The sequence below is a fragment of the Allobosea sp. genome (assembly GCF_017308075.1).
In the GTDB taxonomy this organism is placed as follows: Bacteria; Pseudomonadota; Alphaproteobacteria; order Rhizobiales; family Beijerinckiaceae; genus Allobosea.
The window spans coordinates 100,084-125,022 of record NZ_JAFKFX010000036.1 but is presented as its reverse complement, the minus strand read 5'-3'; the positions used below and the strand labels follow the sequence as shown (position 1 = coordinate 125,022).

Sequence of the window (24,939 nt, the reverse complement as noted above, 5' to 3'; positions counted from 1 at the left end):
CAGCCTTTCAAAAGGCAAGACATCATACCTTTAACGAAAAGACGAGCCGTCAATGAGCGGCAAGCGGACAGGGTTGGAGACGCAATGACGGAGATCGCGCCGGAATTTGCCGGTCGGCTTGCCTTGGTCACCGGTGGAGCGCGAGGCATCGGCCGTGCCTGCTGCCTGCGGCTCGCAGCGGGTGGCGCGAAGATCGCGCTCAACTACGCCGCCAATCATGCGGCCGCAGCCGAGACCAAAGCGATGGTGGAGGCGGCGGGCGGCATCTGCGAGCTGTTCCAGGCCGATGTCGGCGACGAGGCCGCCTTTGCCGCAGCCGTGAACGCCGCAAATGAACGGCTGGGGCCGATCTCCTATCTCGTCGCCAATGCCGGCACCACCGGCCCGCGCCACCACTCCGAACTGACGCTCGACCAGTTCCGCGAAACGGTTCGCGTCAATCTCGACGGGGTCTTCATCGCCATCCAGCAGGTCAAGGACCAGATGCTGGCGCAGGGCTTCGGCAGCATTGTCTGCCTGAGCTCGATCGCGGCACTGCGACCGCGCTCGCGCCAGATCGACTATTCCGCCGCCAAGGCCGGGGTCGTCGCGATGATGCGCTGCTTCGCCGAGGCGCTGGCGCCGCATGTGCGGGTGAACGCCGTCGCGCCAGGGCTCACCGACACCGACATGCTCGGTCGCCTCGACCAGACCCTGCTGCCGACGCGGCTCGCGGCGATGCCGCTGGGACGCTTCGGCCAGCCGGCCGAGATCGCCGAGAGCGTCGCCTTCCTGCTCTCCGAGCGCGCCGCCTTCATCACCGGCCACACGCTGGTGGTGAGCGGCGGCGACGTCATGGAACCGTGAGCCTTCATCGCACCAGAGACATCATACCTCATATCAATATCATGACCGAGATTCGCGCCCATTACCTGATCGAGACGCCGCTGCCCGTCGAGCAGACGGCCGCCGCCATCGCCAGCGAGCAATCGACCGGCACCTTCATGAAGCTCGCCTCCGAGACCGATGCGGTGACGGCGCGGGCCGGCGCCCGCGTCGCAAGGATCGAACGCCTGGCCGAGGTCCCCGTACCGAGCCTGCCGGGCGCGCGGGCCTCCGGCCGGGCGCGCTACACGCAGGCGCGCGTCGAGATCGCCTGGCCCTATGCCAATGTCGGGCCGGATCTGCAGACCCTGATGGCGACGATCTGCGGCAATCTCGGCGAGTTGAGCGAGCTCTCCGGCATCCGCCTCCTCGATCTGGAGCTGCCCGACGATTTCGTCCACGCCTTTCCCGGCCCGCGCTTCGGCATCGCCGGCACGCACGAACGCCTGCGCCTCGACGGGCTTCCAGCCATCGGCACCATCGTCAAGCCGAGCATCGGCCTGCTGCCGGAGGACACAGCTCAGGTCGTCGCGGAGTTCGCCGAGGGCGGCATCGACTTCATCAAGGATGACGAACTCAGCGCGAACCCGCTCTTCGCCCCGCTGGAGCAGCGCATCGCGGCAGTGATGGGCGCAATCGAGCGCCATGCCGACCGCACCGGCAAGCGCATCATGTTCGCCTTCAACATCACCGGCGACCTTGACCAGATGCGCCGCGGTGCCGAGGCGATCCTGAAGGCCGGCGGCGACTGCGCCATGCTCAGCCTCAACTGGGTCGGAACGCCGGCCGTGCTGGCGCTGCGCCGCGAGTTCCCGCTCTTCATCCATGGCCATCGCAATGGCTGGGCATTGTTCTCGCGCGCGCCGATGCTCGGCTTCGACTATCGCGTCTACCAGCTCATCCACCGTCTCGCCGGCGTCGACCACATCCATGTCAACGGCCTGCGCAACAAGTTCGCCGAGAGCGACGAATCGGTTCTGGCCTCGGCCCGCGCCTGCCTGACGCCGCTGAACGAAGCCGATCCGCGCATCATGCCGGTGCTGTCGAGCGCGCAGACCGTGCTCCAGGTCCACGACACCTACGCCGCGCTGCGCACCACCGACCTGATCTACGCCTGCGGCGGCGGCATCGTCGGCCATCCCGACGGCATCGCCGCCGGCACCCGTGCGCTGCGCGCCGCCTGGGAAGCGGCACGCGCCGGCATTCCGCTCGCGACGGCCGCCAAGGAGATGCCCGCGCTGAAACGCGCGGTCGAGACCTTCGAGCGGCACGCCAAATGACCGCTGGTTCTGGAACTCATCGGAGACGAAAAGCAGATGTCTAGGCGCCTGGAGAACAAGATCGCGCTCGTATTCGGCGCAGGCTCGGTGGGCGAGGGCTGGGGCAACGGCAAGGCCTCTGCCGTGCTCTACGCCCGCGAAGGCGCCAAGGTCGCCTGCGTCGACCTCAATCTCGCCGCCGCCGAGCGCACCAAGGAGATCATCGAGAGCGAGGGCGGCACCGCGCTGGCGCTCCAGGCCGATGTCGTCAATCTCGATCGCGTGCGCGAAGTCGTCGACACCGTGAAGTCGACCTGGGGCCGCATCGATGTGCTGCACAACAATGTCGGCATGAATATCGAAGGCGGCCCGGTCGATATGACGGAAGAACAATGGGATCGCGTCATGGACGTGAACCTGAAGAGCATGTTCTTCACCTGCAAATGCGTCCTGCCGATCATGGAAGCGCAGGGCTCCGGTTCGATCGTCAACATATCGTCATTGGCCTCGATCCGCTGGATGCACTTCAACTATATTTCGTATTACGCTTCGAAGGCGGCGGTGAATCACTTCACCCGGGCGATTGCGATGCAATATGCCGAGAAGGGCATCCGGGCGAATACCGTGCTGCCCGGTCTGATGGACACGCCGCACATCTACGAGGCGATGAAGGCGCATTACACCGACTTCACGGAGATGCAGCGCAAGCGTGCCGAGGTGACGCCGATGAAGCGCATGGGCGAGGGCTGGGACATCGCCTACGCCGCGCTCTTCCTGGCCTCGGACGAATCCAAATACATCACCGGCATCGACCTTTGCGTCGATGGCGGCCTGCACTGCAAGACCCATTGAGGGGCGGGCCGTGACGACCAGCTCCCAAGCGCAGAAGATCGGCTTCATCGGCCTCGGCGTCATGGGGCGCCGCATGGCGCTCAATCTACGCAAGGCCGGCTTTCCCCTCGCCGTGCACGACTTCGACCGCGCCGCCGTGGCCGAACTGGTCGCGGCAGGCGCGAGCGATGCCGGCTCCACCGCGGCGGCCGGCGCTGCCGACATCGTCATCACCATGTTGCCCGACACGCCGGATGTCGAAGCCGTCGTGCTTGGCGAGGGCGGGCTCGCCTCTGCCATGCGGCCGGGCAGCGTGCTGATCGATATGAGCTCGATCTCGCCAATGGCAACCCGGGCCATGGCCGAGACGCTGGCGGCGAAGGGTGTCGCCATGCTCGATGCCCCGGTCAGCGGCGGCTATCAGGGCGCCGAGAACGCGACGCTGTCGATCATGATCGGCGGCGACGCCGCGGTACTCGAACGCTGCCGCAAGGTCCTGGAGGCGATGGGCAAGACCATCAGCCATATCGGCGGGCCCGGTGCCGGCCAGGTCTGCAAGGTCTGCAACCAGGTCGCGGTCGCCATCAACATTCAGGCGGTCGCCGAGGCGATGACGCTGGCGCGCAAGAACGGCGTCGACCCGGGCAAGATCCGCTCGGCGCTGCTCGGCGGCTTCGCCCAGAGCAAGGCGCTCGACCTACACGGTCAGCGCGTGCTCGACGGCAATTTCGCCGCCGGCTTTCGCGTCACGCTCCAGCGCAAGGACCTGAAGCTGGCACTGGAGAACGGCAGTGCGACCGGCACCGCCCTGCCGGCTACGGCGCTGATCCAGCAGCTCTACGGCGTGCTTTCGAATACCGGCCGCGCCGATCTCGACAATTCCGCGCTCGCCCTCCTGATGCAGGAAATGTCGGGCCTTGGCGGGGAGTACGGGTCATGAGCGCCGCACAGCCCGATTTCGTCATGCTGCGCGAGATCGTCGCGACGGTCGGCAGCCGCCGCGTCGTCGCCGTCGATACGATCGCGCATCTCAAGCCCGAGGACGCCGGCCAGGTGGTGATGACCGGCTCGCATGGCGGCATCAGCTCCGGCGAATATGCCGGCAAAGTACCGATCGCCGCCGTGTTCTTCAACGATGCCGGCATCGGCAAGGAGAATGCCGGCATCGCCTCGCTGCCCTATCTCGAGGCGCGCGGCATCATCGCCGGCACCGTCTCGCACGACAGCGCGCTGATCGGCAACGCGCTCGAGACCTGGCAATCGGGCCTGGTGTCAGCCCTCAATCCCTTGGCGGAAAAGGCCGGGTTCGCACTCGGCGAGCCGGTCGGCCAGGCCGTGCGCCGCATCTTCGGAGGCCGGCCATGAGGAACGAGACCGTCGCCGATATCGCCGGCCATCGCGTCGTGCTGATGGATTCGATCTCGCTGATCGCACCGCAGGACAAGGGGGCGATCATCATTTGCGGTTCGCATGGCGGGCTGATCTCGGGTGCCTTCGCGGCGCTGCATCCGCCGCATCTGGTCGTCTTCAGCGACGCCGGCGGAGGCAAGGCCGGCGCCGGACGTGCCGCGCTCGCAATGCTCGACGCCAAGGGCATCGCTTGCGCCACCACCTCGCATGACACGGCCCGGATCGGGGACGCGCAGGATGCCTGGCTGAGCGGCGTGCTCAGCGCCGTCAGCAATACCGCGCGGCAGAAGGGCCTCGCGGTCGGCCAGAGCGTCAAGGAAGCCGCGGAGGTCGCCGGCAGCACATGACCCGGCCATCGCAGCGTCGTGGCCGATAAAAACAAGAAAACGCGAGCAAAAGCCGAAACAGGCAGGAAAAATCAACACAGGGAGGACTACCAATGCTCAAGAACAAGCTGACGGCATCTGTCCTGGTGCTCGGAATGCTGCTTGCCGCCCCGGCGGCAAAGGCCCTCGATCTCAGCTTCGCCATGCACACCTCGCCGCCGGGACCCGAGTTCCAGGCGGTCGACAAGTTCGTCGAACTGGTCAAGGAGCGCAGCAAGGGCGAGATCAACGTCAAGATCTTCCATTCGGCCGTGCTCGGCGGCGAGCGCGACAATCTCGAACAGCTGACGGTGAACGAAGTCCAGATGACACTGTTCGGCGATACGCTGCCGAATGTCGTCGCCCCGCCCTATGCCGCGACCGTCGTGCCCTTCGTGTTCCCCGGACCGGAAGAGATCTTCGAGTTCTGGGCGAGTTCGGCCGGTGCCGAAGGCAAGAAGCTCATCAAGGACAAGGCCAAGCTCGACCTCGTGGCCTTCTTCCGCCGCGGCGACCGCCACCTGTCCGCCAAGAAGCCGATCAAGACGCCCGACGACCTGAAGGGCCTGAAGCTGCGCGTGCCGGAAATTCCCTCCTGGGTCCGGGTCTGGTCCGAGCTCGGCGCCCGGCCGACGCCCGTCGCCTGGCCGGAAGTATTCAGCGGCCTGCAGATGGGCGTGATCGAGGCGCAGGAAAATCCCTGCTTCAACATCAACCAGGCCAAGCTCTACGAGGTCCAATCGCACCTGATCTATACGGCGCATGTCCCGGCCGTCTGGCACTGGACGATCAGCTCGCGCTTTCTCGACAGCCTGAGCCCGGCACTGCGCGAGGCCGTCGTCAGCTCGGCCGTCGATGCCGCCAAATATGGCGACGAGATCACCAAGCAGCAGATCGACGGCGTCTGCAACGCGCTAGTGGAGAAGAACAAGATGACCGCGATCAAGGTCGACCGCGCGCCCTTCATCGCCAAGGCTCGCCCCGCCATCGATGAACTCTCGAAGAACTGGGCACCGAGCGTCGTCCAGGCCGTCTCCAAATACCTGAAATGAGCGCGCGTCGCGGCGAGGGGCGCTTGCTTCTCGTCGCGGCCCGGAATCTGAGGCAGCCTGGAGAATGTGATGGCCCCGGAAAAAGGTATCCGAAGGACGATCTATCTCGTCTTTGAAACACTCGCGATTTCTGCATTCCTGATCATGATCACGTCTTCGGTACTGCAGGTCTTCTTCCGCTATGTCCTGAATGCGCCACTGCAATGGACGGAGGAGCTGGCACGCCTCACCTGCGTGCTCACCACCTATTTCGGCGGCGTCGTCATCCTGATGAATCGCGAGCATATCCGGGTCGACATCATCGACGGCTATGTCTCCGGACGCTCGGCCGATGCCGTGGCCATGCTCGTCGATCTTCTGATCTCCTGGTTCCTGCTCTCGGTCGCCTATGGCTGCTGGCTGCTGACCAATGCGACCTGGGAGACCTACACGGCGACCATGGACTGGTTTCGCACGGGCTACATCTACGCAGCCGTCGGCATTTCGATGCTCGTCATGACCTTCCTGCTGCTGCTCGACATGTTCGAGCGGGCGATGCACATGGCCGGCCGCGCCAAAGGAACCACATCATGATCCTGGCGCTTTTCATCGGCGGCCTGCTCGCTCTCTTCGTCATCGGCATTCCCGCAGCCTTCGCGCTCGGCCTGTCCTCGCTGATCGTCACGCTCGTGGAGCGCGGCATCAACGGCATCCCCTACACCATCCTGGCCCAGCGCATGGTCTATGGCGTCAACAGCTTCCCACTGCTGGCGATCCCGTTCTTCATCCTGGCCGGCAAGATCATGAATACCGGCGGCATCACCGACCGCATCTACGAGTTCGCCGATCGCATCGCCGGCCACATGCGCGGCGGCCTCGGCCAGGTCAACATCGCCGCCTCGATCATCTTTTCCGGCATGTCCGGCTCGGCGGTCGCTGACGCGGTCGGCGTCGGCCAGGTCGAGATCCGGGCGATGCGGCAGGCCGGCTACCCCGACGATTTCTCGGTCGGCGTCACGGCGGCCTCGGCGACGATCGGCCCGATCATTCCGCCCAGCATCCCGCTGATCATCTATGCCGTCGTCGCCAATGTCTCGGCGACCGCGCTGCTGATCGCCGGTATCCTGCCCGGCCTGCTGATGGGCGTCCTGCTGATGATGCTGGTCTGGTGGCAGGCGCATCGCCGCCAGCTGCCGACGCAGAAATGGCTTGGCTTCGCGGCGCTGGTCCGCAGCTTCTTCAGGGCGCTCCCGCCGCTGTTCACGCCCGCCATCATCATCGGCGGCATGATGAGCGGCGTCTTCACCCCGACAGAGGCCGCTGCCATCGCGGCCGTCTACGCGATCGTCATCGCCATGCTGGTCTATCGCGAGATCACCCTGGCGCAATTGTTCCAGGTTCTGCGCGAGACCATGCGCGAGACGGCCGTCATCATGATGATCCTCGCGGCCGCCGCGCTCTATGGCTGGCTGCTGGTCTTCACCCAGATCCCGCAGCAACTGGTCGCGCTCGTCGGCGGGCTCGATCTCTCTCCGGTCACGCTGCTGCTGGCGATCAACATCTTCCTCCTGGTGATCGGCCTGTTCATGGAGACCAATGCCGCGATCACCATCTTCACGCCGATGCTGCTGCCCCTGGCGGTCGCGGTCGGCGTCGATCCCGTGCATTTCGGCATCATGATGGTGCTGAACCTGATGATCGGGTTGCTGACCCCTCCGGTCGGCATGGTGCTCTTCGCCGTCGCGAAGGTCGCGGACGTGCCGATCAACAAGGCACTGGTGGCGGTCGCACCGTATTATGTGCCGCTGGTGGTCGCCTTGCTGCTGATCACCTACTTCCCGGAAATATCCCTGATCCTGCCGCGGCTCCTGCTGAATTAGGCAGAGCCGGACCGTCGGAGGCCACCATGCCGTCACAGTCTTTCTCGAATCCGCTGCGCCGGAAGCTGAAATCCGGCGGATCGACGATCGGGCTCTGGGCCACGCTCGAAAGCGCGACCGTCACCGAGGTCGCCGCCGAGCTCGGCCTCGACTGGGTCTGCGTCGACATGGAGCATGGCAGCCTCGGCTATCGCGACGTGGTCGATCATCTCCGCGCCGCGAAAGGCAGCGATCTCGCCATGATCGTGCGCGTGCCAACGGCCTCGGTCGACACGATCAAGCGCGCGCTCGATCTCGGCGCCCATGGCGTCTTGCTGCCGCTGATCCGCACGGCCGATGAACTCGCCGAAGCGTTCGTCCATGCCCGCTATCCCCCCTCCGGCAAGCGCGGGCTCGGCCATGAGCGGGCGCTGCGCTGGGGCATGGCGATGGAGAGCTATGTCGCAGCGTCGAACGAGGAGACAATGGTGATCCCGGTCATCGAGACCGCAGACGCCTCCAGCAACATCGCCGATATCCTCGCAGTCCCGGGGCTGGAGGCGATCTTCTTCGGGCCTTCCGATCTGTCGCAGAGCTTCGGCCATCTCGCCGTCTGGGAAGGACCGGGCATCGCCGAGGACATCCTGCGCATGCAGCAGCTGGCGGCCGCGCGCGGCATCGCCTCCGGCGTCATCGGCACGAGCGCCGACGACATCGCCAGGCGCCGAGAACAGGGGTTCGGCATGATCGGGCTGGGCTCGGATGTCGGCTTGATGATCCGGCAATTGCGGGCCGCGATCGAGCCCTTCCGCGCGGCGCCGGGCAAGAGCGCCGGCTACTGATCCGTCGGGGACCATCCGGCGCGGCTGCCCGGCGGCGGTCAGGAAACCGTCCGGTGAAGCGCTGGCGTTCATGCGCTGGCCGGCGCCAAAACCTCCAGCCAGCCCTGCTTCAGGGGCCGGAGGTCGTCACCCCTGCCGTTGCGTTGTCCGGCTCGTCCGCGCCCGATCGGTCGAGCTCCGCCTGAATCGCGGCGAGATGGGGCTGCGCCGCGGCCGAGGCCGCCTGCTCGATGGCGCGATAATGCGCGACCAGTGCCAGGCCGAGCGCGGTGAGATGGGCTCCACCGCCGCTCTTGCCGCCGACCTGGCGCACGACGACCGGCTTGCCGAAGACCCGGTTGAGCGCCTCGACGAGATCCCAGGCGCGACGATAGGACATGCCCATTTCGCGCCCCGCGGCCGAGATCGAACCGCAAGCCGCGATGGTTTCGAGCAGTTCGATCTTACCGGGACCGATGCGGGTTTCGCGATCGAGATCGATGCGCAGGCTGAGCGAAGGCATGCCGGCAAGTCTACTCCGTCAGAAGCGGGCGCACAAAGCCGGCGACGCCGCTATTTCAGCACCAGCCTGATCTTGGCCAGCGCCGCCTGCCTGTCCTCGTGATAATCGATCAGGGTGCGGTAGCGGCCTTCGGCATCCATCACATAGACCGAAGCGGTATGGTCCATGGTGTAGCCGCCCTCGGTCGGGATCTTCTTCGCATAGGCCTTGTAGGCCTTTACCACCGACTCGACCTCCAGGGGCGTGCCGGAGAGGCCGACAATGCGCGGATCGAAGGACTGCAGGTAGAGCGCGAGCTGCGCCGGCGTATCACGCTCGGGATCGACGGTGATGAAGAGTACCTGCAGCCGCTCGGCTTCGGGACCGAGCGCCTTGAGCTGCTCGGTGATGTCCAGCAGGGTCGTCGGACAGACCTCGGGGCAATGGGTGAAGCCGAAGAAGACCAGCATCGGCCGGCCACGGAACTCCGCCTCGGTGACCCTGCGTCCGGTATGATCGATCAGGCTGAACGGGCCGCCGACATCGATCGGCGCCGCGGCCGTCTGAACCGTTCGCGCGGGCGCGCCCGGCCCGTCGACCTGCCACCAGCCGAGCAGGATCGCCGCGACGACGAAGGCGAGCACGGCCAGCACCGTCCAGGCGGTGTAGCGTATCCAGCGGAGGAGCGGCATCGGACTATCCTGAAACTGAGGCGCTCGGGCGCGCCGCCGCTTCTCGGCAAAAGCCGGGACGGAATCAAACCGGCCTAGCGTCGCACCCGGCGCAATCGCCACTCCGCGAACGGGATCGAAGCGTGCCCTTACTGGGCTGGCAATGAACCGGTGAACTGGGCGCGGTCGCCGGGATCGGCGACGAAGGGGTCGGCGAGAGCGGCGTCGGGATTGCTGATCGCGACCTTGCCGGCGACCATGGTCTGCATCCGCTCAGGCCCCATCTTCCTGAGCAGGCTGCGGAAACTCTCATGCATGCCGCCATCGCGTAGCGCGTAGCTCAGCGCCGGCGTGCCGGAGGCGACCAGCCCGGCGGTGCGTTCCTCGTCGCGGGCACGCTTCTGGGCGACGAGATCGCGGCTGTCCTGCTCGACCTCGTAGATTGGGCAGGCCGCGCCCGGCACGAAGGGACCGGCGCCCTCGGCCGGATCGAAGACGTAGCGGCGCTCGCAATAGGCGAGGCGGGGCGGGCGGCGGGTCGCCTCGAAGTGATCGTAGCCTTCCTTGAGATTGCGCCAGAAGACGATGTTCGGATTGTTGCGATGCGCCGCCATGTTCTCCGGCGTCATGCGGAAGGGCAGGGCCTGGACCTGGAAGCTGCGCTGGCCGCCGACGAAGGCCTCGCGGGCGAGGCCGTAGATCTCGGTAACGCCCTCGTCGGTCATCGCATAGCAGCCGGCCGAGGTGCAGGCGCCATGGACCATCAGCGCCGAGCCGGTGAAGCCCTGCGCCTGCTCCAGCGCATTCGGATAGCCGAGATTGAACGACAGATAGAACTGCGACTTCGGGTTCATCAGCTCGGCCGTGACCGTATAGAACCCTTCCGGCGCCTGCCGGTCGCCCTCGCGCTTCTTCGGGCCGAGCTGGCCCGACCAGCGGCACATCGGATAGGTCTTCAGCAGCGCATAGCGGCCCGAGCGGTCGCGCTTCCAGACCTCCAGCTCGCTCTCCTTCTTGAAGATGCGGACCAGGATCGGATCGCCGGGAGACATGCCCTTGGCCGACATCTGCGAGACCAGCGCAACCGGAAGCGGCTGCAGATGGCGGTCATCGCCCTCCATCGCCACGCAGGAGGACAGAAGCACGGCTCCGGCGAGAAGCAGCGCATGGCGGCGGAGATTGCGGGCGAGGGAGCGGATGGACATTGCGGGATTGTCGGAGCGTATCGCTAACGGCTGGTGAACGGGGCGCCGGTAACCACGCAGGCTCATGCCGATCGAGGTCGGACTTGACAGTTTCGTGAAGAATAGCAGGCGGCGCCATGCGTCTGCCCCCTTGAACCTGAGGTCGCTTGAGGTTGCACAAGCCCGGGGTTGAAGGGGAAACACGCCATGCTCGACCGCCGTCTCATCGTCCAGACCATCGCCCTCGGCCTTGCCGGCTCGCTATCAGCGACAGCCTTCGCACAAGGCCCTTCCGGCCTGCTCGAAGCCGGCCCGCTGCCCGAGAAGAGCTTCGGAGCGGCCGATGCGCCGGTGACGGTGATCGAATACGCCTCGCTCACCTGCCATCACTGCATGAACTTCCACACCAGGACCTGGCCGGACCTCAAGGCAAAATATGTCGACACCGGCAAGGTACGCTTCATCATCCGCGAATTCCCGCTCGATCCGCTCGCCATGGCCGGCTTCATGCTCGCGCGCTGCGCCGGCGAGGAGAAATGGTATGCGGTGGTCGACATGTTCTACCGGACGCAGGAAGGCTGGGCCCATTCCGACAAGCCGCTGGACGGGCTGACCCAGGCGATGCGCCAGGCCGGCATGGGCAAGGACGGCGTCGAGGCCTGCCTGAAGCGCGAGGACCTCTACCTGGGCATCCGGCAGGTTTCCGAGCGCGGCAAGAGCTTTGGCGTCGACTCGACGCCGACCTTCTTCGTCGATGGCGAGAAGCATGCCGGGGCGCTGACGCTCGCGCAGTTCGACGCGATCCTGGCGCCGCTCCTGGCCAAGGCCGGAAAATAGGTCACCGCGGCGTCCCCGGCCCGATCCTTCGCGCGCCGGCTCCGGGGCCGGCGAAACGCTCGGCGAGCGGCAGGCTGGCGAGCAGCATCAGCACGACGCCGAGCGTGATCGCGATATCGGCGCCGTTGAAGGTCGGCCAATGCCAGCCGCCCCAATGCAGGTCGATGAAATCGGTGACCGCACCCTGGCGCCAGCGATCGATCGCATTGCCGAAGGCGCCACCGGCGATCAGGGCAAGACCGATGCGCTCGAGACGATGCCGCGACAGCGCCGCCCAGATGATGAGGCCGAGGCCGACCAGGAACTTGAACAGCCCCAGCGCTTCGGGCCAGCGCTCCAGCGTGTCGCGGAACAGGCCGAAGCTGATACCGGTGTTGAAGCCGAGTCGGAGATTCAGGAAGGGCGCGAGCTCGATCACCCGGGGAGGGTCCAGGACGACGGCCAGCATCAGCCATTTGCTGGCCTGATCGAGGCCGGCGGCAAACGCGCTCACGACGAGGACGCCGGCGACGTTCCTGGCGATCGTCATGCCGGGAGCTGCCTGATGACGCCGAGCCAGCGCCGGACGCGGGCGCGATAGGCGAGATAGGGCTGGCCGAGCGAGGCGGCGAGCACGCGCTCCTCGATCGCGACCTGCAGGCGGATCGCGACCAGAAGCGCGAAGGTCAGGCCGGCCTGGATCAGGCTCGGCAGCACGATGAACAGGCCGATGAAGAGGACTGCTTGGCCGACGAACACCGGATTGCGCGAGATCGCGAAGGGGCCGCTGTCGACGATCGCGCCCTGCTCGCCCTCGGCCGCGCCAATGCGCCAGGACGTGCCCATATAGCGCTGCGACAAAAGCGCGACGCAGGCGCCGAGGACGACGAGGAGATGGCCGAGCACATCGTACCAGGGCCCGTCCAGCGCGGCGTGCAGCGGGTCATCCGCGACCGGGTTGCCGAAGGCGGCGAGCAGCAGCGGCCAGATCACCGCCCCGGCAAAGGCGAGCTTGAACAGAAGCGCCGGCAGGGCCTGCTTCTCGCCACCCTTGCCGAACAGCCAGACCGGGCGGCCGGCTTCCTTCGCCAGGATGGCGCTCATGGCGAGGAAGCTGATCACATAGACCACGACCATCAGATAGCTGGCGATCTCCATGCCGCTCATCGCAGCCCCCTCAGCTCGTCTTGCCGGCGTCGAAGCGCAGCAGCCGCAGCGCATTCGCGGTGACCAGCACGGTCGCGCCGGTATCGGCCATGATCGCGACCCAGAGCCCGGTGTAACCGAGCACGCTTGTCACCAGGAAGACCGCCTTCAGCCCGAGCGCGAGCGCGATGTTGACGCGGATATTCGCCATGGTGGCGCGCGCCAGCCGGATCATCGCCGCGATGTCGCGGACGCGGCTCTTCAGCACGGCGCCGTCGGCCGTCTCGAGCGCGACATCGGTGCCCGAGCCCATGGCGACGCCGATCCCGGCCGCGGCCAGCGCCGGCGCATCGTTGATGCCGTCGCCGACCATCATCACCGGCGCCTGCGCCGAGAGCTCGCGGATCGCCGCGACCTTGTCGTCCGGCATCAGCTCGGCCTTGTGGTCCATGCCGAGCGAGCCGGCGATCGCCGCACCGGTGCGGGCATTGTCTCCGGTCAGCATCACCGAGCGCACGCCCAGCGCCTTGAGCTCGGCGACCGCGGCGGCCGCATCGGCACGCGGCTCGTCGCGCAGCGCGATCAACCCGACGAGGACGCCGTCGGCGATGACGGCGGCAACCGTCTTGCCGTCGGTTTCCAGCCGCTCGACCGCTGCCTTGGCCGTGGCGTCGAAGGCGGCGCGGCTCATGGCATGGCGCGGCGCACCGACGAAGATCGCGACGCCGTCGAGCTTGCCGGTGACACCCTGGCCAGCGATGGCGGCAGCTTCCGAAGCCGGGCGCATCGGGATGCTGTCCGTCTCGGCCCGGGCGAGGATCGCCTCGGCCAGCGGATGGCTCGAGCCGGTCTCGACCGCGGCGGCGAGCTCCACGACCTCGCGCTCGCTCCGGCCAAGCGCCACCACCTCGGTGACCCGCGGCGTGCCCTCGGTCAGCGTCCCCGTCTTGTCGAAGGCGACTGTACCGGTCTTGGCGGCGGCTTCGATGACGACGCCACCCTTCAACAGCAGGCCCTGCCGGGCACCGGCGGAGAGCGAGGCGGCGATAGCGGCGGGCACCGAGATGACGAGGGCGCAAGGACAGCCGATCAGCAGCAGCGCCAGCGCGCGATAGATCCAGACCGACCATTCGCCACCGAAGAACAGCGGCGGCACCAACGCGACGGCGACGGCGAGCGCCACGATCGCCGGCATGTAGACGCGCGAGAACCGGTCGATGAAGCGCTCGGTCGGGGCACGGGCCTCCTGCGCCTCCTCGACCAGGCGGATGATGCGAGCGATGGTGTTGTCCTGCGCCGCCCTGGTGACGCGGGCGCGCAAGGCCGCCTCGCGGTTGACCGAGCCGGCGAAGACGGGATCGCCGACGCCCTTGGTCTTCGGCACCGATTCGCCGGTCACCGGGCTCTCGTCGATGCCGGAAATGCCGGAGACGATCTCGCCATCGGCCGGTACCCGGTCGCCCGGGCGGATCAGCACGATCTGGCCGATCGCCAGCGCGGCCGCGTCGACCTGCCGCGTCGCACCGTCCTCCTCGACCAGCGCGGTCTTGGGCACGAGATCGCCGAGCGCCCGGATCGAGGCGCGCGCCCGGTCGGCGGCGACGCCCTCCAGCACCTCGCCGACCGCGAACAGGAAGACGACGAGCGCCGCCTCCTCGGCCGCGCCGATGACGAGCGCGCCGGCGGCGGCGATGGTCATCAGCATCTCGATGGTGAAGGGCACGCCGGCCGCAGCAGCAGCGAAGGCGCGCCGCGCCACCGGCACGACGCCGATCAGACAGGCGGCGACGAAGAGCCAATAGGAACCAGCGGGCCAGGCGAGGCTCGCCAGCCAGGCGCCGGCGAGCAGCGCGCCGGTGAGCAGCACCAGCCGGCCCTTGCCGGTCTGGTACCAGCTCATACCTTCGGGCGTCGTCTCATGGACATGGCCGGGCAGACCGTGCCCGGCATCGGCCTTTGCATCGGCCTTCTTGCCCGTGCCGCCATGCGAATGCGCCTGGCCGTGGCCTTCACGAGAGTGATCATGAGCGTGGCCGTGACCATCCTGCGAGGCATGCCGGTGGCCGGCCTCGTGGCCGTGATCATGATCATGACCGCAGCCACAGGAAGGCGATTCCGGCATGGGCGCAGCGGCCGCGGGCTTGGCCGGCGCCAGGGCATAGCCGAGGCCGGCGACGCGGCGCTCGACCTCCGCCGCCGTCGTTCCCCCTGCGGCGAGCGAGAGGGACAACGTCTCCGACATCACCGAGAGGCGGACATCGCTGACACCAGGCAGGCGCTCGACGGCACTGCGGATCTTGGCGGCGCAGCTCGCGCAATCCATGCCCGTGACCTGCCAGGACAGCGGGTTTGCGGGGTCGGAATCAGATTCGCGCATGTTTGTCTCCGCTTGACGGCGTCCAGAGACACCCTAGATACAAGCTGAAGCGACTAGAGGTTCAAGAGGAAAATCGATGTCCGACCGGAAGAATCTGGAACGCGTCGTTCCGATCGGCGTGCTGGCGGAGCAGACCGGCGTCAAGGTCGAGACCATCCGCTATTACGAGCAGGTCGAATTGCTGCCGCCGCCGGAGCGGACCGAAGGCAACCAGCGCCGCTATGGCAGGCGCCATGTCGAGCGGCTCGCCTTCATCAAGCATGCGCGCGATCTCGGCTTCTCGGTCGACAGCATCCGCACCCTGCTGAAGCTCTCGGACAATCCCGACCTGCCCTGCGACCAGGCGCATGCGATCTCGGTCGCCCATCTCGACGAGGTCCGCCACAAGATCGCGCGGCTGCGTTCGCTCGAGAAGGAACTGGAACGGATCGCCGCGACCTGTTCCGGTGGGGTCAGCGCCTGCGATTGCGCGATCATCGAGGCGCTCGCCGACCACTCGCAATGCGCTCATCACCAGGGCGGTGTCGCCGAAGCCTGGCGCTAGACCCGGCCGGTTCCGGCCGGAATGGCCGAGAACGCCGCGAGATCTAGAATTCTGCTCGACTCCCAGCCCCGAACCGGCAACCATAGGTTGCCGGCGACGGTAAAATGGACCGCCGCCACTGGGGGGCGGCAATGGAAGCGCGGTCTTGTGGCCGTGTCGTTGCGTGAGCGGCGTGGCCGAAGCGAGCCTGCCGGTCGAGATCGCCTTCCTCGCGAGCCATGGCGTTCCTCCCGCTGAGCTGCGACAGGCCGCGGTCGCTGCCGCTCGTCTGGGCGTGTCGCCGGCAAAACAGGTCATCGCGTCCGGCCTCGTCGGCGAAGAGGCGTTCTACCGGAGCCTCGCCACGGAGTTCGACCTGCGCTTCTCGGCCCAGGTTCCGCCGCTCCTGCCGGGGGGCGACCTCGCGGCGATCATGCGCGAGGGCGTGGCACGGATCGCGAACGAGCCCGGCAGCCCCACCCGCTTCGCCTGTGCACCGCCAGCCGGCGCGCCGTTGCGGCGCTTCATGGCGGGCAAACCGCAGCGCCGCGACGACCTCGTGATCGTGACGCCCTCGGCGCTGGCTGCGGGCTTGCGCGTGAGCAACGCCCGCATGCTCGCCCGCCGGGCCGCCGGCCTCGACGAGCCCGGCCTTGCCCGCTTTAGCGCCCGCACCGGCAGCAGCATCTCGCAGAAGGGGCTCGCGCTTCTGATGGTCGGCCTGCTCGCCGCGCTGACGACGCTCGCGCCGGTCGGCACGCTGATCGGTGTGGCGCTGGCCCTGGGGCCGGTCTTCTTCGGCGCGGTCGTGCTGCGCCTCGCGAGCCTGATGGAGAAACCTCCGGCCAACCTCTGGCGCGAGCAGCGCTGGCGCGTCGATGACAGTCGCCTGCCGGTCTATACCGTCGCCGTGCCGCTCCTCGGCGAAGAGAGGGTCCTGAACCAGCTCATTGGCGCCCTCTCGGCGCTCGACTACCCGCCCGCCAAGCTCGACATCCGCATCCTCGTCGAGGAAACCGACCTGGGCATGCAGCGTTTGCTGGCAGCGCGGCGGCTGCCGCCTTTCATGCAGGTCGTGATCGTGCCGTGCGGCGTGCCGCGGACCAAGCCGCGCGCGCTCAACGTCGCGCTGGCCGAAGCCCAGGGCGAGCTGTTCACGATCTTCGACGCCGAGGACGTGCCCGACCCGCAGCAACTGCGCCTCGCCGCCGCGCGCTTCCTGCGCGACGACGCGGATCTGGTCTGCCTGCAGGCGCGACTCGTGATCGACAACACCGGGGATGGCTGGCTCGCCGGCTTCTTCGCACTGGAATATGCCGGGCTCTTCGACGTCTTCAATCCGGGCCTGCTGCGCTGCGGCCTGCCGATCATGCTTGGCGGGACCTCGAACCATTTCCGAACCGAGGCACTGCGCAAGGTCGGCGGCTGGGACGCCTGGAACGTCACCGAAGATGCCGATATCGGCTTTCGCCTGGTGCGGGCCGGCGGCCGCATCGCCGACCTGCCCTCAGCGACCTTGGAGGAAGCGCCACGCTTTCTGAACGCCTGGATGAAGCAGCGCACGCGATGGCTGAAGGGCTATCTGCAGACGCTGATCAGCCATTTGCTGGCGCCGCATCGGCTGCTGCGCGAAGCCGGGCCGGTCGCGACGCTGACCTTCCTGGTGCTGGCGTTCGGCACGCTGCTCGGCACGCTCGGATACCCGTTCTTCGCGCTCGGTTTCATCTTCGCGATTCTGAACGGCTCGCTGCTGAACCCGGACAGCGCTCTCGAACTGTTGCTCTCGGCCACCGCGCTGACGCTGACCGGTGCCGGGGTCTGCGTCGTTTTCCTGGTGCCGGCGCTCGGGGCCTGGCGACGCGGCGCCATCGACCTCCTGCGCTGGCTACCGGGCCTGCCGCTCTATTACATGCTGGTTTCGCTGGCAGCCTGGCTCGCGCTCATCGAGTATAGCAACCGCCCCTTCGCCTGGAACAAGACGGAGCATGGCCTCGCCCGCTCCTCGCGCTATCGCAAGCCGCCAGCCTAGATCGCCGCGCGTCCGTTCGGACACGGTCACGGTGATTTATCCTAGTATTATCGCATCGGAGCTGGCAGCGCGCCGCGAGAACCGGCGTCAGAGATGCCGCAGCCATTCCTGCGCCGCTTCCGCCGGCGGGCGCTCGATGTTGAAGGCGCCGACGAAGCCGCCATTCTTGTCCATCAGATAGACCAGCGCGGTGTGGTCCATGGTGTAGTCGCCATCCTTGAGCGGCACCTTCTTGGAATAGCCGCGATAGGCCTTGATGGCGGCGTCGATCGCGGCGCGGTCGCCGGTGAGACCGATGATGCGCGGGTCGAAGGAGCCGAGATAGCTCTTCAGCGTCTCGACCGTGTCACGCTCGGGATCGACGCTGATGAACAGCGCCCGCAGCTTCTCGCCCTTCGTCCCGGCGGCGCGCAGCACCTCCGAGATCTCGAACAGCTTGGTCGGGCAGATATCGGGGCAATGGGTGAAGCCGAAGAAGACCAGGAAGGGCGCGCCGCGCAGATCCTTGTCGGTCAGGGTCTTGCCCTCGGTCGTGGTCAGCGCGAAGGGCCCGCCGACGCTCGATGCCTGGCTTTGCCCGGCCTGGCGTCCACCCGGGGCGAAGGTGATGAAGGCGGCTGCCGCAAGCGCGGCGGCGCCGAGCAGGAACACGACGAGAGGCAGGATCAGGCGGCGGTTCAAGGCAAATCCCTCGGTCGACCGGCGAGGCCGGTCAGAAGCAGGCAAGGATGGCGGCGATCAGCCCGTCGGTGAACAGGCGATCGCCCTCGCGCCACCAGAGCAGGAGCCCGGCGAGCAGCAGCAGGCCGACGCCACCGGCCAACAGCCAGAGGATAACCTTCGAGGCGGGCGCCTCGTCATGGATCTCGGTCTGTGGTGACATCTCCATGGCTCGCAATCTAGCGTCTCGCAGCCTCAGCCGGAAGCGGCCATCGCGCCGCAGTGCCCGCCGCTCAGATTCCGCGGATCAGCCCGCCATCGATGCGGATCTTGGCACCGGTGACATAGGAGGCGCGCTCGCTGGCGAGAAAGGCGACGACGTCGGCGAATTCCTGCGGCAGCCCATAGCGCCCGGCCGGGATCGAGGCCATCGAGGCCTTGGCGATGGCATCACGCGTCGCCCCCGCCCGCGCCGCCGCGGCATCGTCAAGCTGGTCGACGCGTTCGGTATGGATGCGGCCGGGCAGCACGACATTCACGGTCACGCCCTGCCCGGCGACTTCGGTCGACAGGGTCTTCGACCAGCCGACGACGGCGGCCCTGATGCCGTTGGAGAGTGCGAGGCGCGGGATCGGCTGCTCGACGCCGGAGGAGACGATGGTGACGATGCGGCCCCAGCGGCGCTCGATCATGCCCGGCAGCAGGCGTTGGGCGAGGTGGAAGAGATTGGCGGCCATGGCCTCGAAATGCAGCAGCCAGTCGGCGCGCCTGGCTTCGCGCGCCTCGCCGGGCGGCGGGCCACCGGAATTGCCGATCAGGATGTCGACGCCGCCCTCGGCGATCAGCTGCTCCGCCAGTGCCTCGACCGAAGCGAGATCGGCGAGATCGAGCCTGGCGGCGACGACCCGTCCGCGCCTCTCGGCCGGCAATTCGGCGACCCAGCCGGTGATCGCGTCAAGATTGCGGGCCGCCGCGACGACGCTCGCCCCCTCGGCCGCCAGCGTCGCCGCGATCGTGGCACCGAGCCCGCGGCTGGCACCAAGGACGAGCGCGCGTTTTCCCTTGAGTCCAAGATCCATGGTTCGGTCTCCATCAGGCAGGCGCATCCGGCGCGAGCAGGGAAGATAGGTGGTGAACGGACCACGCGCACGCATGAGCACGCATGCCCGCCGCGAAACCTACGCACATCTCAAGCATACAGAGATCCATCGTAGAGCTCCGACCGGAACGCTCCGCTGGTTCCGCGACCTCGCCTCAGGCCGAGAAGCGCAGATCGACCGTCGAGAGCTCGCCGATCGCCTGCTGGTCGAGGGTGACGCCGAGCCCGGCGCCGGCCGGCAAAGCGGATGACCCGCCATCGACCGGCGGCAGACCGGGCTGCGCCAGCGACCAGAACAGCGGCGTCTCGTCGAGCTGCATTTCCAGCATGCTGAAGCCCGGCAGGGCGGCGCAGAGCTGGAGGCTTGCCGCGTGGCAGATCGGCCCGGTCGGATTATGCGGGGAGACGGCGATGCCGCGTTCGGCGAGCCGTTCGGCGGTGCGCAGCATCTCGTCGACGCCACCGACATATTTCATGTCCGGCATCATCACGTCATAGGCGTCGGCATAGGCGAGGAAGGCCGGGGCGCCGGTGAACTCCTCGAGCCCGGCGAGCAGCGTATCGCGCGCATTCAGCGTCTTGCGCATCGCTGCGAGTGCCGGGATCTGCCGGGGTTCCTCGACCACCGGGCATTCGAGCCAGTAGAGCCCGAAGGGGCGGATGGCCTCGACGAGCCGCGCCGACAGGGCCTCGCCGAAGCGCCAATGGCAATCGACCATCAGGCGCCGGTCCGGGCCGAGCGCCTCCCGGACGGCGGCGATCCGGGCGATGCCCGCATCCAGCGCCTTCCGACCTTCGGCATCGTCGCGCAAAGCGGGGCCGACCTCGTCGAAGGGCGCGATTTTCACCGCCTGAAAGCCGCGGGCGATGGCATGGGCGGCACTCGCCGCGAAGCCGGCGGGCGAACGGTCGCGGGTGCGCCGGTTGATATTGGCATAGAGCGGGATGCGCGCCGCCGCATCGCCGCCGAGCCGGCGCGCAAGGCCAACGCCTTCGGCCCGTGCGGCGGCATCGCAGCGCGCGACGTCGAGCGCGGTGCGCAAAGCCGCGACCGGCAGCGGCGGCGGCGTGTCGAGGCCGGGCAGCGGCGCGCCGGCGAGCCAGCGCGGCAGGTTTTCGACGGCGGCATCGAGCAGCGCCCGCTCGCGCCCGGCAAGGCTCGCCTCGCCGACGCCCTCGGCGCCCGAGGCACAGCGGATCTCGACAAAGGACCAGAGCGTCTTGTCGGTGATCCGGGCGATGCTGAGCCGCACCTGCCTGATCGGATCGTCGAGAACTTGCATCACGCCAGGCTTTCTCCGCGCTGCGCCATCAGGTCCAGCAGGTCCTGGCGCGTCTTGGTGACATGGGCCGCGGTCATGATCCCGCAGGCTTCGGCATCGCCGTCGCGCAGCGCCCGCAGAATATGCTCGTGGTCGCTGGCGACGCCGCCGAGGCGCTCCGGACGATAGCCCAGCCGCGACCAGAGCGCCGCCAGCAGCAGCCAGTGGCGATCGAGCACCGCAAGGCCCTCGCCATTGCCCGCCGCCTCATAGATCCGGCGGTGGAAGCGCTGGTTGATCTCGACGCCCTGCGCGTAGTCGCCGCGCCGCACGCAGGCCAGCCGGGCCTCCTCCAGCGCCGCGACCTCGGCCAGCCGATCGCGCGTCATCGCCTGGGTCGCCTGGCGGGCGAGTGCGACCTCGACCGCGATGCGGACCGTGAAGAGATGCTCGACAAGGCGCCGGTCGACCGTGACGACGCGTGCGCCCTTGTTGGTCTCGGAGACGACGAGGCCTTCGCCGGCGAGGCTGCGCAGCGCCTCGCGGACCGGCATATGGCTCGATCTGTAGCGGCTGGCGAGCTCGTCGATGCGCAGGCGGGCGCCGAAGGCGAGGCCGCCGGCGACGATGTCGTCCCGGATCCAGTCCTTGACCGAGTCAGCGCGGCTTTGGGTGGTCTGCATTGATTTGATCAAAAGAGTGAGTTACGTATCCTGTCAATCCAATAAATAGCTTTGCCTTTGATCATATTTGGAGGAGCGCAATGAGAAGGATCGGCATCGGTATGGCATTCGGGCTGGTCGCGGCCCTCGGCTGCACCAGCATGGCGGGCTCCGCCTCGGCCCAGCAATGGCCGGAACGCCAGGTGACGATCATCGTGCCGAGCGCGCCTGGCGACGGCTCGGACATCGCCGCCCGGCTGATCGCCGAGAAGCTGAAGAGCGCGCTCGGCCAGCCCTTCGTGATCGAGAACCGGCTCGGCGCCGGCGGCGTCGTCGGCTCGGCGGCGGCGGCCCGGGCTGCGCCCGACGGCTACACCTTCATCATGGGCAATGCCGGCTCGCACGGGATCAACGCCGCGACCTATGCCAACATCCCCTACGATGTGATGCGCGACTTCACGCCGGTCTCGCTGGTCTACAAGGCGCCGAACATCTTCATCGCCAGCACCAAGCTGCCGGTGAAGTCGATGGCCGAGCTGATCAGCTATGCGAAGGCCAATCCGGGCAAGCTCAGCTACGCCTCGGGCGGCAGCGGCTCCTCGGCGCATATGAACAGCGAATATCTCAAGGTCCTGACCGGGATCGAGGCGACGCATGTGCCCTATCGCGGCGCCGGCCCGGCGCTGAACGACATCGTCTCCGGCCAGGTCGAGTTCATGGCGGTGAACCTGCCGCCGGCGATCGGCCTCGTCACCAGCGGCCAGGTCACGCCGCTCGCCGTCACCACGGCCAAGCGCGCGCCCGCTTTGCCGAACGTGCCGACCGTCGCCGAGTCGGGCTTTGCCGGCTATGAGACCGTCGCCTGGTTCGGCCTGCTCGGCCCGCAGGGCGTGCCACCGGCGATCGTCGAGCGCATGCATGCCGAGATCGTCAAGGCCTGCGCCGACACGCAGATCCAGGAAAAGCTCGCCGTGCTCGGCGGCGAGACGGTCTGCAACTCGCCGGCCGAGTTCAAGGCCTTCCTGGCCGCCGACATCGCGCGCTGGAAGGACGTGGCCGGCAAGGCCGGCGTGACCCTGCAAGCGCAATAGGGCGGGCTGATTGCCAGCCAGAGCCTTTCCGCGCTGCCTCGAAGCGCGGAAGGGCCGCCATCATCCGTGCTGTCGCATGAGCTTGACGCGAGCCGGCACTGCCCCTGGCTCGACAAATGCGCTTGAGGGCGGAACAGGCCGCAGGTCCGACCGCGATCCGATCGCACCGCCGCGGTTGTTCCGGGGATCGCCGGACCGCCCCCGGCGACATCCAGAGCGCCACGGCGTTCCGCGCCCGCAATGACGAGGCTCGGGATAGATCGGTCTGAGGAAGGGAAGATGGAGCGGGCGATCGGGATCGAACCGACGACATTCAGCTTGGGAAGCTGACGTTCTACCACTGAACTACGCCCGCGCGCCCGTCGATATAGCCGGGCCTATGTGCCGGCCGCAAGCGGGCAGGCACAACATTCTCGACATTTGCGAGAGGCAGGCGCGCCGGGCGATCCGGCACGCCTGCATGACGGGCTTACCAGCAGCCGTAATAGCCGCAGCCGTAATAGCCGTAATGGCGGCGCGACGAGGCGGCGATGACCGCGCCGCCGACGGCGCCGGCGACGACGCCGGCCGCGACTGCGTTGCTGGCCTGGGCGTTGGAGCGGCGGAAGCTCTGGAAGACGTCGCTGCGGCAGCGCTCGAAAGCGCGCGTGCCGGGACGATGGCCGGCATCGAGGCAGACGGTGTCGGCCTCGGCCGCCGATTGCTCGACGGTCTGGCAACCGGCGAGCCCGGCCGCGAGAACGCCGGCGATGATGAGCGCGCGCATGAGAAAATCCTTCCTCTGTAAATAGATGGCCACGAAAGCCATGGAGCGGATGGGCGTCAGAAACGCCCCCGCCGGTGACACGGACATGAACGCGCCGCCGATCGCAGACCGACGTCGCAGGCGGTACTTGGCGCCATTTGACACGAAATCGCCATTTTGTCGCCAGCGCGCCCGTGGATCGGACAGGAGATCGGGATTCGCAGCTAACAAAGGATTGGGCTGGCCGTGCAGGGGAGCGGCCATTTTCGTCAGAACCGCCGCACGTCCCAACGGACGCGAACCGGCGATCCCTCGCCTTATCGAGGCATCACGCCCCTCCGAAAAGCGGAGCCCACTTTTCGGTCCGCCGCTCTAGCTGCGGAAATGCTTGGAGAGCTTCAGGGCCTGGCCCTGGTAATTCGAGGTGCCGATATCGCCATAGAGCGCGTCCGGCTCGGCCGCCATCTTCTCGAAGGCGAGGCGGCCGACGACCTGGCCGTCCTCCAGCACGAAGGGCACCTCGTGGCTGCGCACTTCGAGCACGCCGCGGCTGCCGGGCGCGCCATCGGCACCGACGCCGAAACCGGGATCGAAGAAGCCGGCATAGTGGACCCGGAACTCGCCCATGCTCGGATCGATCGGCGCCATCTCGGCGGCAAAGCCCGCCGGGATGTGCAGGCGCTCCTTCGAGGCGAGGATGTAGAACTGGTGGGGATCGAGGATCAGGCGCTTGCGGCCCCTGGTGTAGAGCGGCGTCCAGAAATCCTCGACGGCGTACTGGCCGACGCGATCGACATCGATCACATCGGTGAAGCGCTGAGCCTGGTAGCCGATGATCTCGTCATCGCTGGCGCCGGCGAGATGGATGCGAAAGACGAGGCCGTTGCGGATCGTCGCCGGTCCGTCGACCAGCGGCGTGCGCTCATGGACGAGGCGCAGATCCCGGTCCGAAACCCGAAAGCCCGAGGCCTCCTCCTGGCCCCCGCCACGGCGGCGGAAGCGGAGCTGGTTGAGCCGGCTGCCCTTGCGAACCTTGATCGAGAAGCTCGACGGCGAGATCTCGGCGTAAAGCTTACCGGAATAGCCGCCGGCGACGCTGTCGAAGACCTCGCTGCGATCGGCGATCAGCCGCGTGAAGACGTCGAGCCGCCCGGTCGAACTCTTCGGATTGGCGAAGGCCGAGATCGTTGCCGGCAGGTCGACAAGCGACTCCATCAGCTCGACGACATAGACGCAGTTCTTCTCGAGGATGGCGCCGTTCTCGAGCGAGACCTCGTCCTGGGCGAGATCCTCGAGCACCTGCTCGACGCTCTTGTTCAGCCCGGGCAGGAAGCTGGCGCGGACGCGATAGGCCTTGTCGCCGAGGCGCAGATCGAGGCTCGCCGGCTGGTACTGGCTCTCGGCGATCACGCCCGAGATCGAGCGCACCATGCCGCGGCCGACGAGGGTGCGGATGTCCTGGCGCGGCAGCACGCCGGACTTGCCGCTGAGCGAGGCGGAGGCCGGCTCCGCGAGCTCGGTCGGCATGTCGGAGGATGTCACCATTGGACCGAACCTCTAAACAGGCGGCGATCATACAGCAAGCCCACGGCCTTCGCGCGTGCGAGACCGTTTTCGCGCCAGTTGTCCACGCCGGAAACGCGCCGGCGCAGCGCCGTGCCCACGCTTCGCGCTTGAGCCGGGAGCCGGCTCCGGGGCATAACGGCTGAACGACATCCGGCGGGAGAAGACC

Annotated in this window: 27 protein-coding genes and 1 tRNA gene; 14 read left to right on the top strand and 14 right to left on the bottom strand. The window is 67.5% G+C overall.

The window, feature by feature from the left end; all coding sequences use genetic code 11:
- Positions 1-84: 84 nt before the first annotated feature.
- The 10 genes from J0J10_RS18705 to J0J10_RS18660 all read left to right on the top strand — a co-directional run bounded on the left by J0J10_RS18705 (position 85) and on the right by J0J10_RS18660 (position 8,461).
- Entirely contained in the window at positions 85-846 is a 762-nt protein-coding gene (locus J0J10_RS18705; RefSeq protein WP_291648145.1) for an SDR family NAD(P)-dependent oxidoreductase, read from the top strand.
- Between the two features lie 41 nt (positions 847-887).
- Complete coding sequence (locus J0J10_RS18700; RefSeq protein WP_291648143.1) at positions 888-2,144, top strand: ribulose-bisphosphate carboxylase large subunit family protein; 1,257 nt, start codon at positions 888-890, stop codon at positions 2,142-2,144.
- A gap of 36 nt (positions 2,145-2,180) precedes the next feature.
- Positions 2,181-2,975 (top strand): SDR family NAD(P)-dependent oxidoreductase, encoded by a 795-nt coding sequence (locus J0J10_RS18695; RefSeq protein WP_291638665.1) that lies wholly within the window; start codon positions 2,181-2,183, stop codon positions 2,973-2,975.
- A gap of 10 nt (positions 2,976-2,985) precedes the next feature.
- Entirely contained in the window at positions 2,986-3,894 is a 909-nt protein-coding gene (locus tag J0J10_RS18690; RefSeq protein WP_291648142.1) for an NAD(P)-dependent oxidoreductase, read from the top strand.
- A complete protein-coding gene (locus J0J10_RS18685) occupies positions 3,891-4,319 on the top strand; it encodes a hypothetical protein (protein WP_291648141.1) in 429 nt (142 codons plus the stop codon). The genes J0J10_RS18690 and J0J10_RS18685 overlap by 4 nt, the downstream gene beginning before the upstream one ends.
- Entirely contained in the window at positions 4,316-4,711 is a 396-nt protein-coding gene (locus J0J10_RS18680; protein WP_291648140.1) for a hypothetical protein, read from the top strand. The genes J0J10_RS18685 and J0J10_RS18680 overlap by 4 nt, the downstream gene beginning before the upstream one ends.
- Positions 4,712-4,803: 92 nt before the next feature.
- Positions 4,804-5,781 carry a TRAP transporter substrate-binding protein gene (locus J0J10_RS18675; protein ID WP_291638661.1) on the top strand — a complete coding sequence of 326 codons (978 nt, stop codon included), beginning with the start codon at positions 4,804-4,806 and terminating at the stop codon, positions 5,779-5,781.
- A gap of 69 nt (positions 5,782-5,850) precedes the next feature.
- A complete protein-coding gene (locus J0J10_RS18670) occupies positions 5,851-6,354 on the top strand; it encodes a TRAP transporter small permease (RefSeq protein WP_291638660.1) in 504 nt (167 codons plus the stop codon).
- Positions 6,351-7,640 carry a TRAP transporter large permease gene (locus tag J0J10_RS18665; protein ID WP_291648139.1) on the top strand — a complete coding sequence of 430 codons (1,290 nt, stop codon included), beginning with the start codon at positions 6,351-6,353 and terminating at the stop codon, positions 7,638-7,640. The genes J0J10_RS18670 and J0J10_RS18665 overlap by 4 nt, the downstream gene beginning before the upstream one ends.
- A 26-nt stretch (positions 7,641-7,666) precedes the next feature.
- Positions 7,667-8,461, top strand: a complete 795-nt coding sequence (locus J0J10_RS18660; protein WP_291648138.1) for an HpcH/HpaI aldolase family protein — start codon at positions 7,667-7,669, stop codon at positions 8,459-8,461.
- Between the two features lie 109 nt (positions 8,462-8,570).
- Here the strand turns inward: J0J10_RS18660 and J0J10_RS18655 are convergent, their stop codons facing one another.
- From J0J10_RS18655 to J0J10_RS18645, 3 genes are all read right to left on the bottom strand, one after another.
- Positions 8,571-8,963: a winged helix-turn-helix domain-containing protein gene (locus J0J10_RS18655; protein ID WP_291648136.1), complete on the bottom strand. Its 393-nt coding sequence runs from the start codon at positions 8,961-8,963 to the stop codon at positions 8,571-8,573.
- Between the two features lie 50 nt (positions 8,964-9,013).
- Positions 9,014-9,634 carry an SCO family protein gene (locus tag J0J10_RS18650; RefSeq protein ID WP_291648134.1) on the bottom strand — a complete coding sequence of 207 codons (621 nt, stop codon included), beginning with the start codon at positions 9,632-9,634 and terminating at the stop codon, positions 9,014-9,016.
- 128 nt (positions 9,635-9,762) lie between these two features.
- The gene (locus J0J10_RS18645; RefSeq protein ID WP_291648133.1) at positions 9,763-10,818 is read right to left on the bottom strand and encodes a L,D-transpeptidase family protein; all 1,056 of its coding nucleotides are present in this window, start codon (positions 10,816-10,818) and stop codon (positions 9,763-9,765) included.
- 186 nt (positions 10,819-11,004) lie between these two features.
- On the opposite strand from J0J10_RS18645, the gene J0J10_RS18640 reads away from it, so the two are divergent.
- Complete coding sequence (locus J0J10_RS18640) at positions 11,005-11,634, top strand: DsbA family protein (RefSeq protein WP_291648131.1); 630 nt, start codon at positions 11,005-11,007, stop codon at positions 11,632-11,634.
- A 1-nt stretch (position 11,635) separates the two neighbouring features.
- Here J0J10_RS18640 and lspA read toward each other — a convergent pair whose 3' ends face one another.
- From lspA to J0J10_RS18625, 3 genes are read right to left on the bottom strand one after another with little or no spacing between them, the layout of a single operon-like run.
- Positions 11,636-12,163, bottom strand: coding sequence for a signal peptidase II (lspA, locus tag J0J10_RS18635; RefSeq protein WP_291648129.1), 528 nt, complete (start codon positions 12,161-12,163; stop codon positions 11,636-11,638).
- Positions 12,160-12,780 (bottom strand): methyltransferase family protein, encoded by a 621-nt coding sequence (locus tag J0J10_RS18630; RefSeq protein WP_291648127.1) that lies wholly within the window; start codon positions 12,778-12,780, stop codon positions 12,160-12,162. The genes lspA and J0J10_RS18630 overlap by 4 nt, the downstream gene beginning before the upstream one ends.
- A gap of 10 nt (positions 12,781-12,790) precedes the next feature.
- On the bottom strand, positions 12,791-15,136 hold the full coding sequence (locus J0J10_RS18625) for a heavy metal translocating P-type ATPase (RefSeq protein WP_291648125.1): 2,346 nt from the start codon (positions 15,134-15,136) through the stop codon (positions 12,791-12,793).
- A 76-nt stretch (positions 15,137-15,212) separates the two neighbouring features.
- Between J0J10_RS18625 and J0J10_RS18620 the strand changes: the two genes are divergently transcribed.
- Both J0J10_RS18620 and J0J10_RS18615 read left to right on the top strand, forming a co-directional pair.
- On the top strand, positions 15,213-15,680 hold the full coding sequence (locus J0J10_RS18620) for a MerR family transcriptional regulator (protein WP_291638650.1): 468 nt from the start codon (positions 15,213-15,215) through the stop codon (positions 15,678-15,680).
- Between the two features lie 172 nt (positions 15,681-15,852).
- A complete protein-coding gene (locus J0J10_RS18615; RefSeq protein ID WP_291648122.1) occupies positions 15,853-17,688 on the top strand; it encodes a glycosyltransferase family 2 protein in 1,836 nt (611 codons plus the stop codon).
- 87 nt (positions 17,689-17,775) lie between these two features.
- Here J0J10_RS18615 and J0J10_RS18610 read toward each other — a convergent pair whose 3' ends face one another.
- The 5 genes from J0J10_RS18610 to J0J10_RS18590 all read right to left on the bottom strand — a co-directional run bounded on the left by J0J10_RS18610 (position 17,776) and on the right by J0J10_RS18590 (position 21,392).
- Positions 17,776-18,369 (bottom strand): SCO family protein, encoded by a 594-nt coding sequence (locus J0J10_RS18610; protein ID WP_465247222.1) that lies wholly within the window; start codon positions 18,367-18,369, stop codon positions 17,776-17,778.
- 31 nt (positions 18,370-18,400) lie between these two features.
- Complete coding sequence (locus tag J0J10_RS18605; protein ID WP_291638648.1) at positions 18,401-18,571, bottom strand: hypothetical protein; 171 nt, start codon at positions 18,569-18,571, stop codon at positions 18,401-18,403.
- A 70-nt stretch (positions 18,572-18,641) separates the two neighbouring features.
- Positions 18,642-19,427 carry an SDR family oxidoreductase gene (locus J0J10_RS18600; protein ID WP_291648120.1) on the bottom strand — a complete coding sequence of 262 codons (786 nt, stop codon included), beginning with the start codon at positions 19,425-19,427 and terminating at the stop codon, positions 18,642-18,644.
- Positions 19,428-19,602: 175 nt separating this feature from the next.
- Positions 19,603-20,730 (bottom strand): enolase C-terminal domain-like protein, encoded by a 1,128-nt coding sequence (locus J0J10_RS18595; protein WP_291648179.1) that lies wholly within the window; start codon positions 20,728-20,730, stop codon positions 19,603-19,605.
- Complete coding sequence (locus tag J0J10_RS18590; RefSeq protein ID WP_291648118.1) at positions 20,730-21,392, bottom strand: GntR family transcriptional regulator; 663 nt, start codon at positions 21,390-21,392, stop codon at positions 20,730-20,732. The genes J0J10_RS18595 and J0J10_RS18590 overlap by 1 nt, the downstream gene beginning before the upstream one ends.
- 80 nt (positions 21,393-21,472) lie before the next feature.
- Between J0J10_RS18590 and J0J10_RS18585 the strand changes: the two genes are divergently transcribed.
- Positions 21,473-22,462, top strand: a complete 990-nt coding sequence (locus J0J10_RS18585; protein WP_291648116.1) for a Bug family tripartite tricarboxylate transporter substrate binding protein — start codon at positions 21,473-21,475, stop codon at positions 22,460-22,462.
- A 280-nt stretch (positions 22,463-22,742) separates the two neighbouring features.
- Here J0J10_RS18585 and J0J10_RS18580 read toward each other — a convergent pair.
- The 3 genes from J0J10_RS18580 to J0J10_RS18570 all read right to left on the bottom strand — a co-directional run bounded on the left by J0J10_RS18580 (position 22,743) and on the right by J0J10_RS18570 (position 24,752).
- A tRNA-Gly gene (locus tag J0J10_RS18580) sits at positions 22,743-22,817 on the bottom strand.
- Between the two features lie 114 nt (positions 22,818-22,931).
- Entirely contained in the window at positions 22,932-23,228 is a 297-nt protein-coding gene (locus J0J10_RS18575) for a hypothetical protein (RefSeq protein ID WP_291639466.1), read from the bottom strand.
- A gap of 351 nt (positions 23,229-23,579) precedes the next feature.
- A complete protein-coding gene (locus tag J0J10_RS18570) occupies positions 23,580-24,752 on the bottom strand; it encodes a 2'-deoxycytidine 5'-triphosphate deaminase (RefSeq protein WP_291648114.1) in 1,173 nt (390 codons plus the stop codon).
- Between the last annotated feature and the right edge of the window lie 187 nt (positions 24,753-24,939).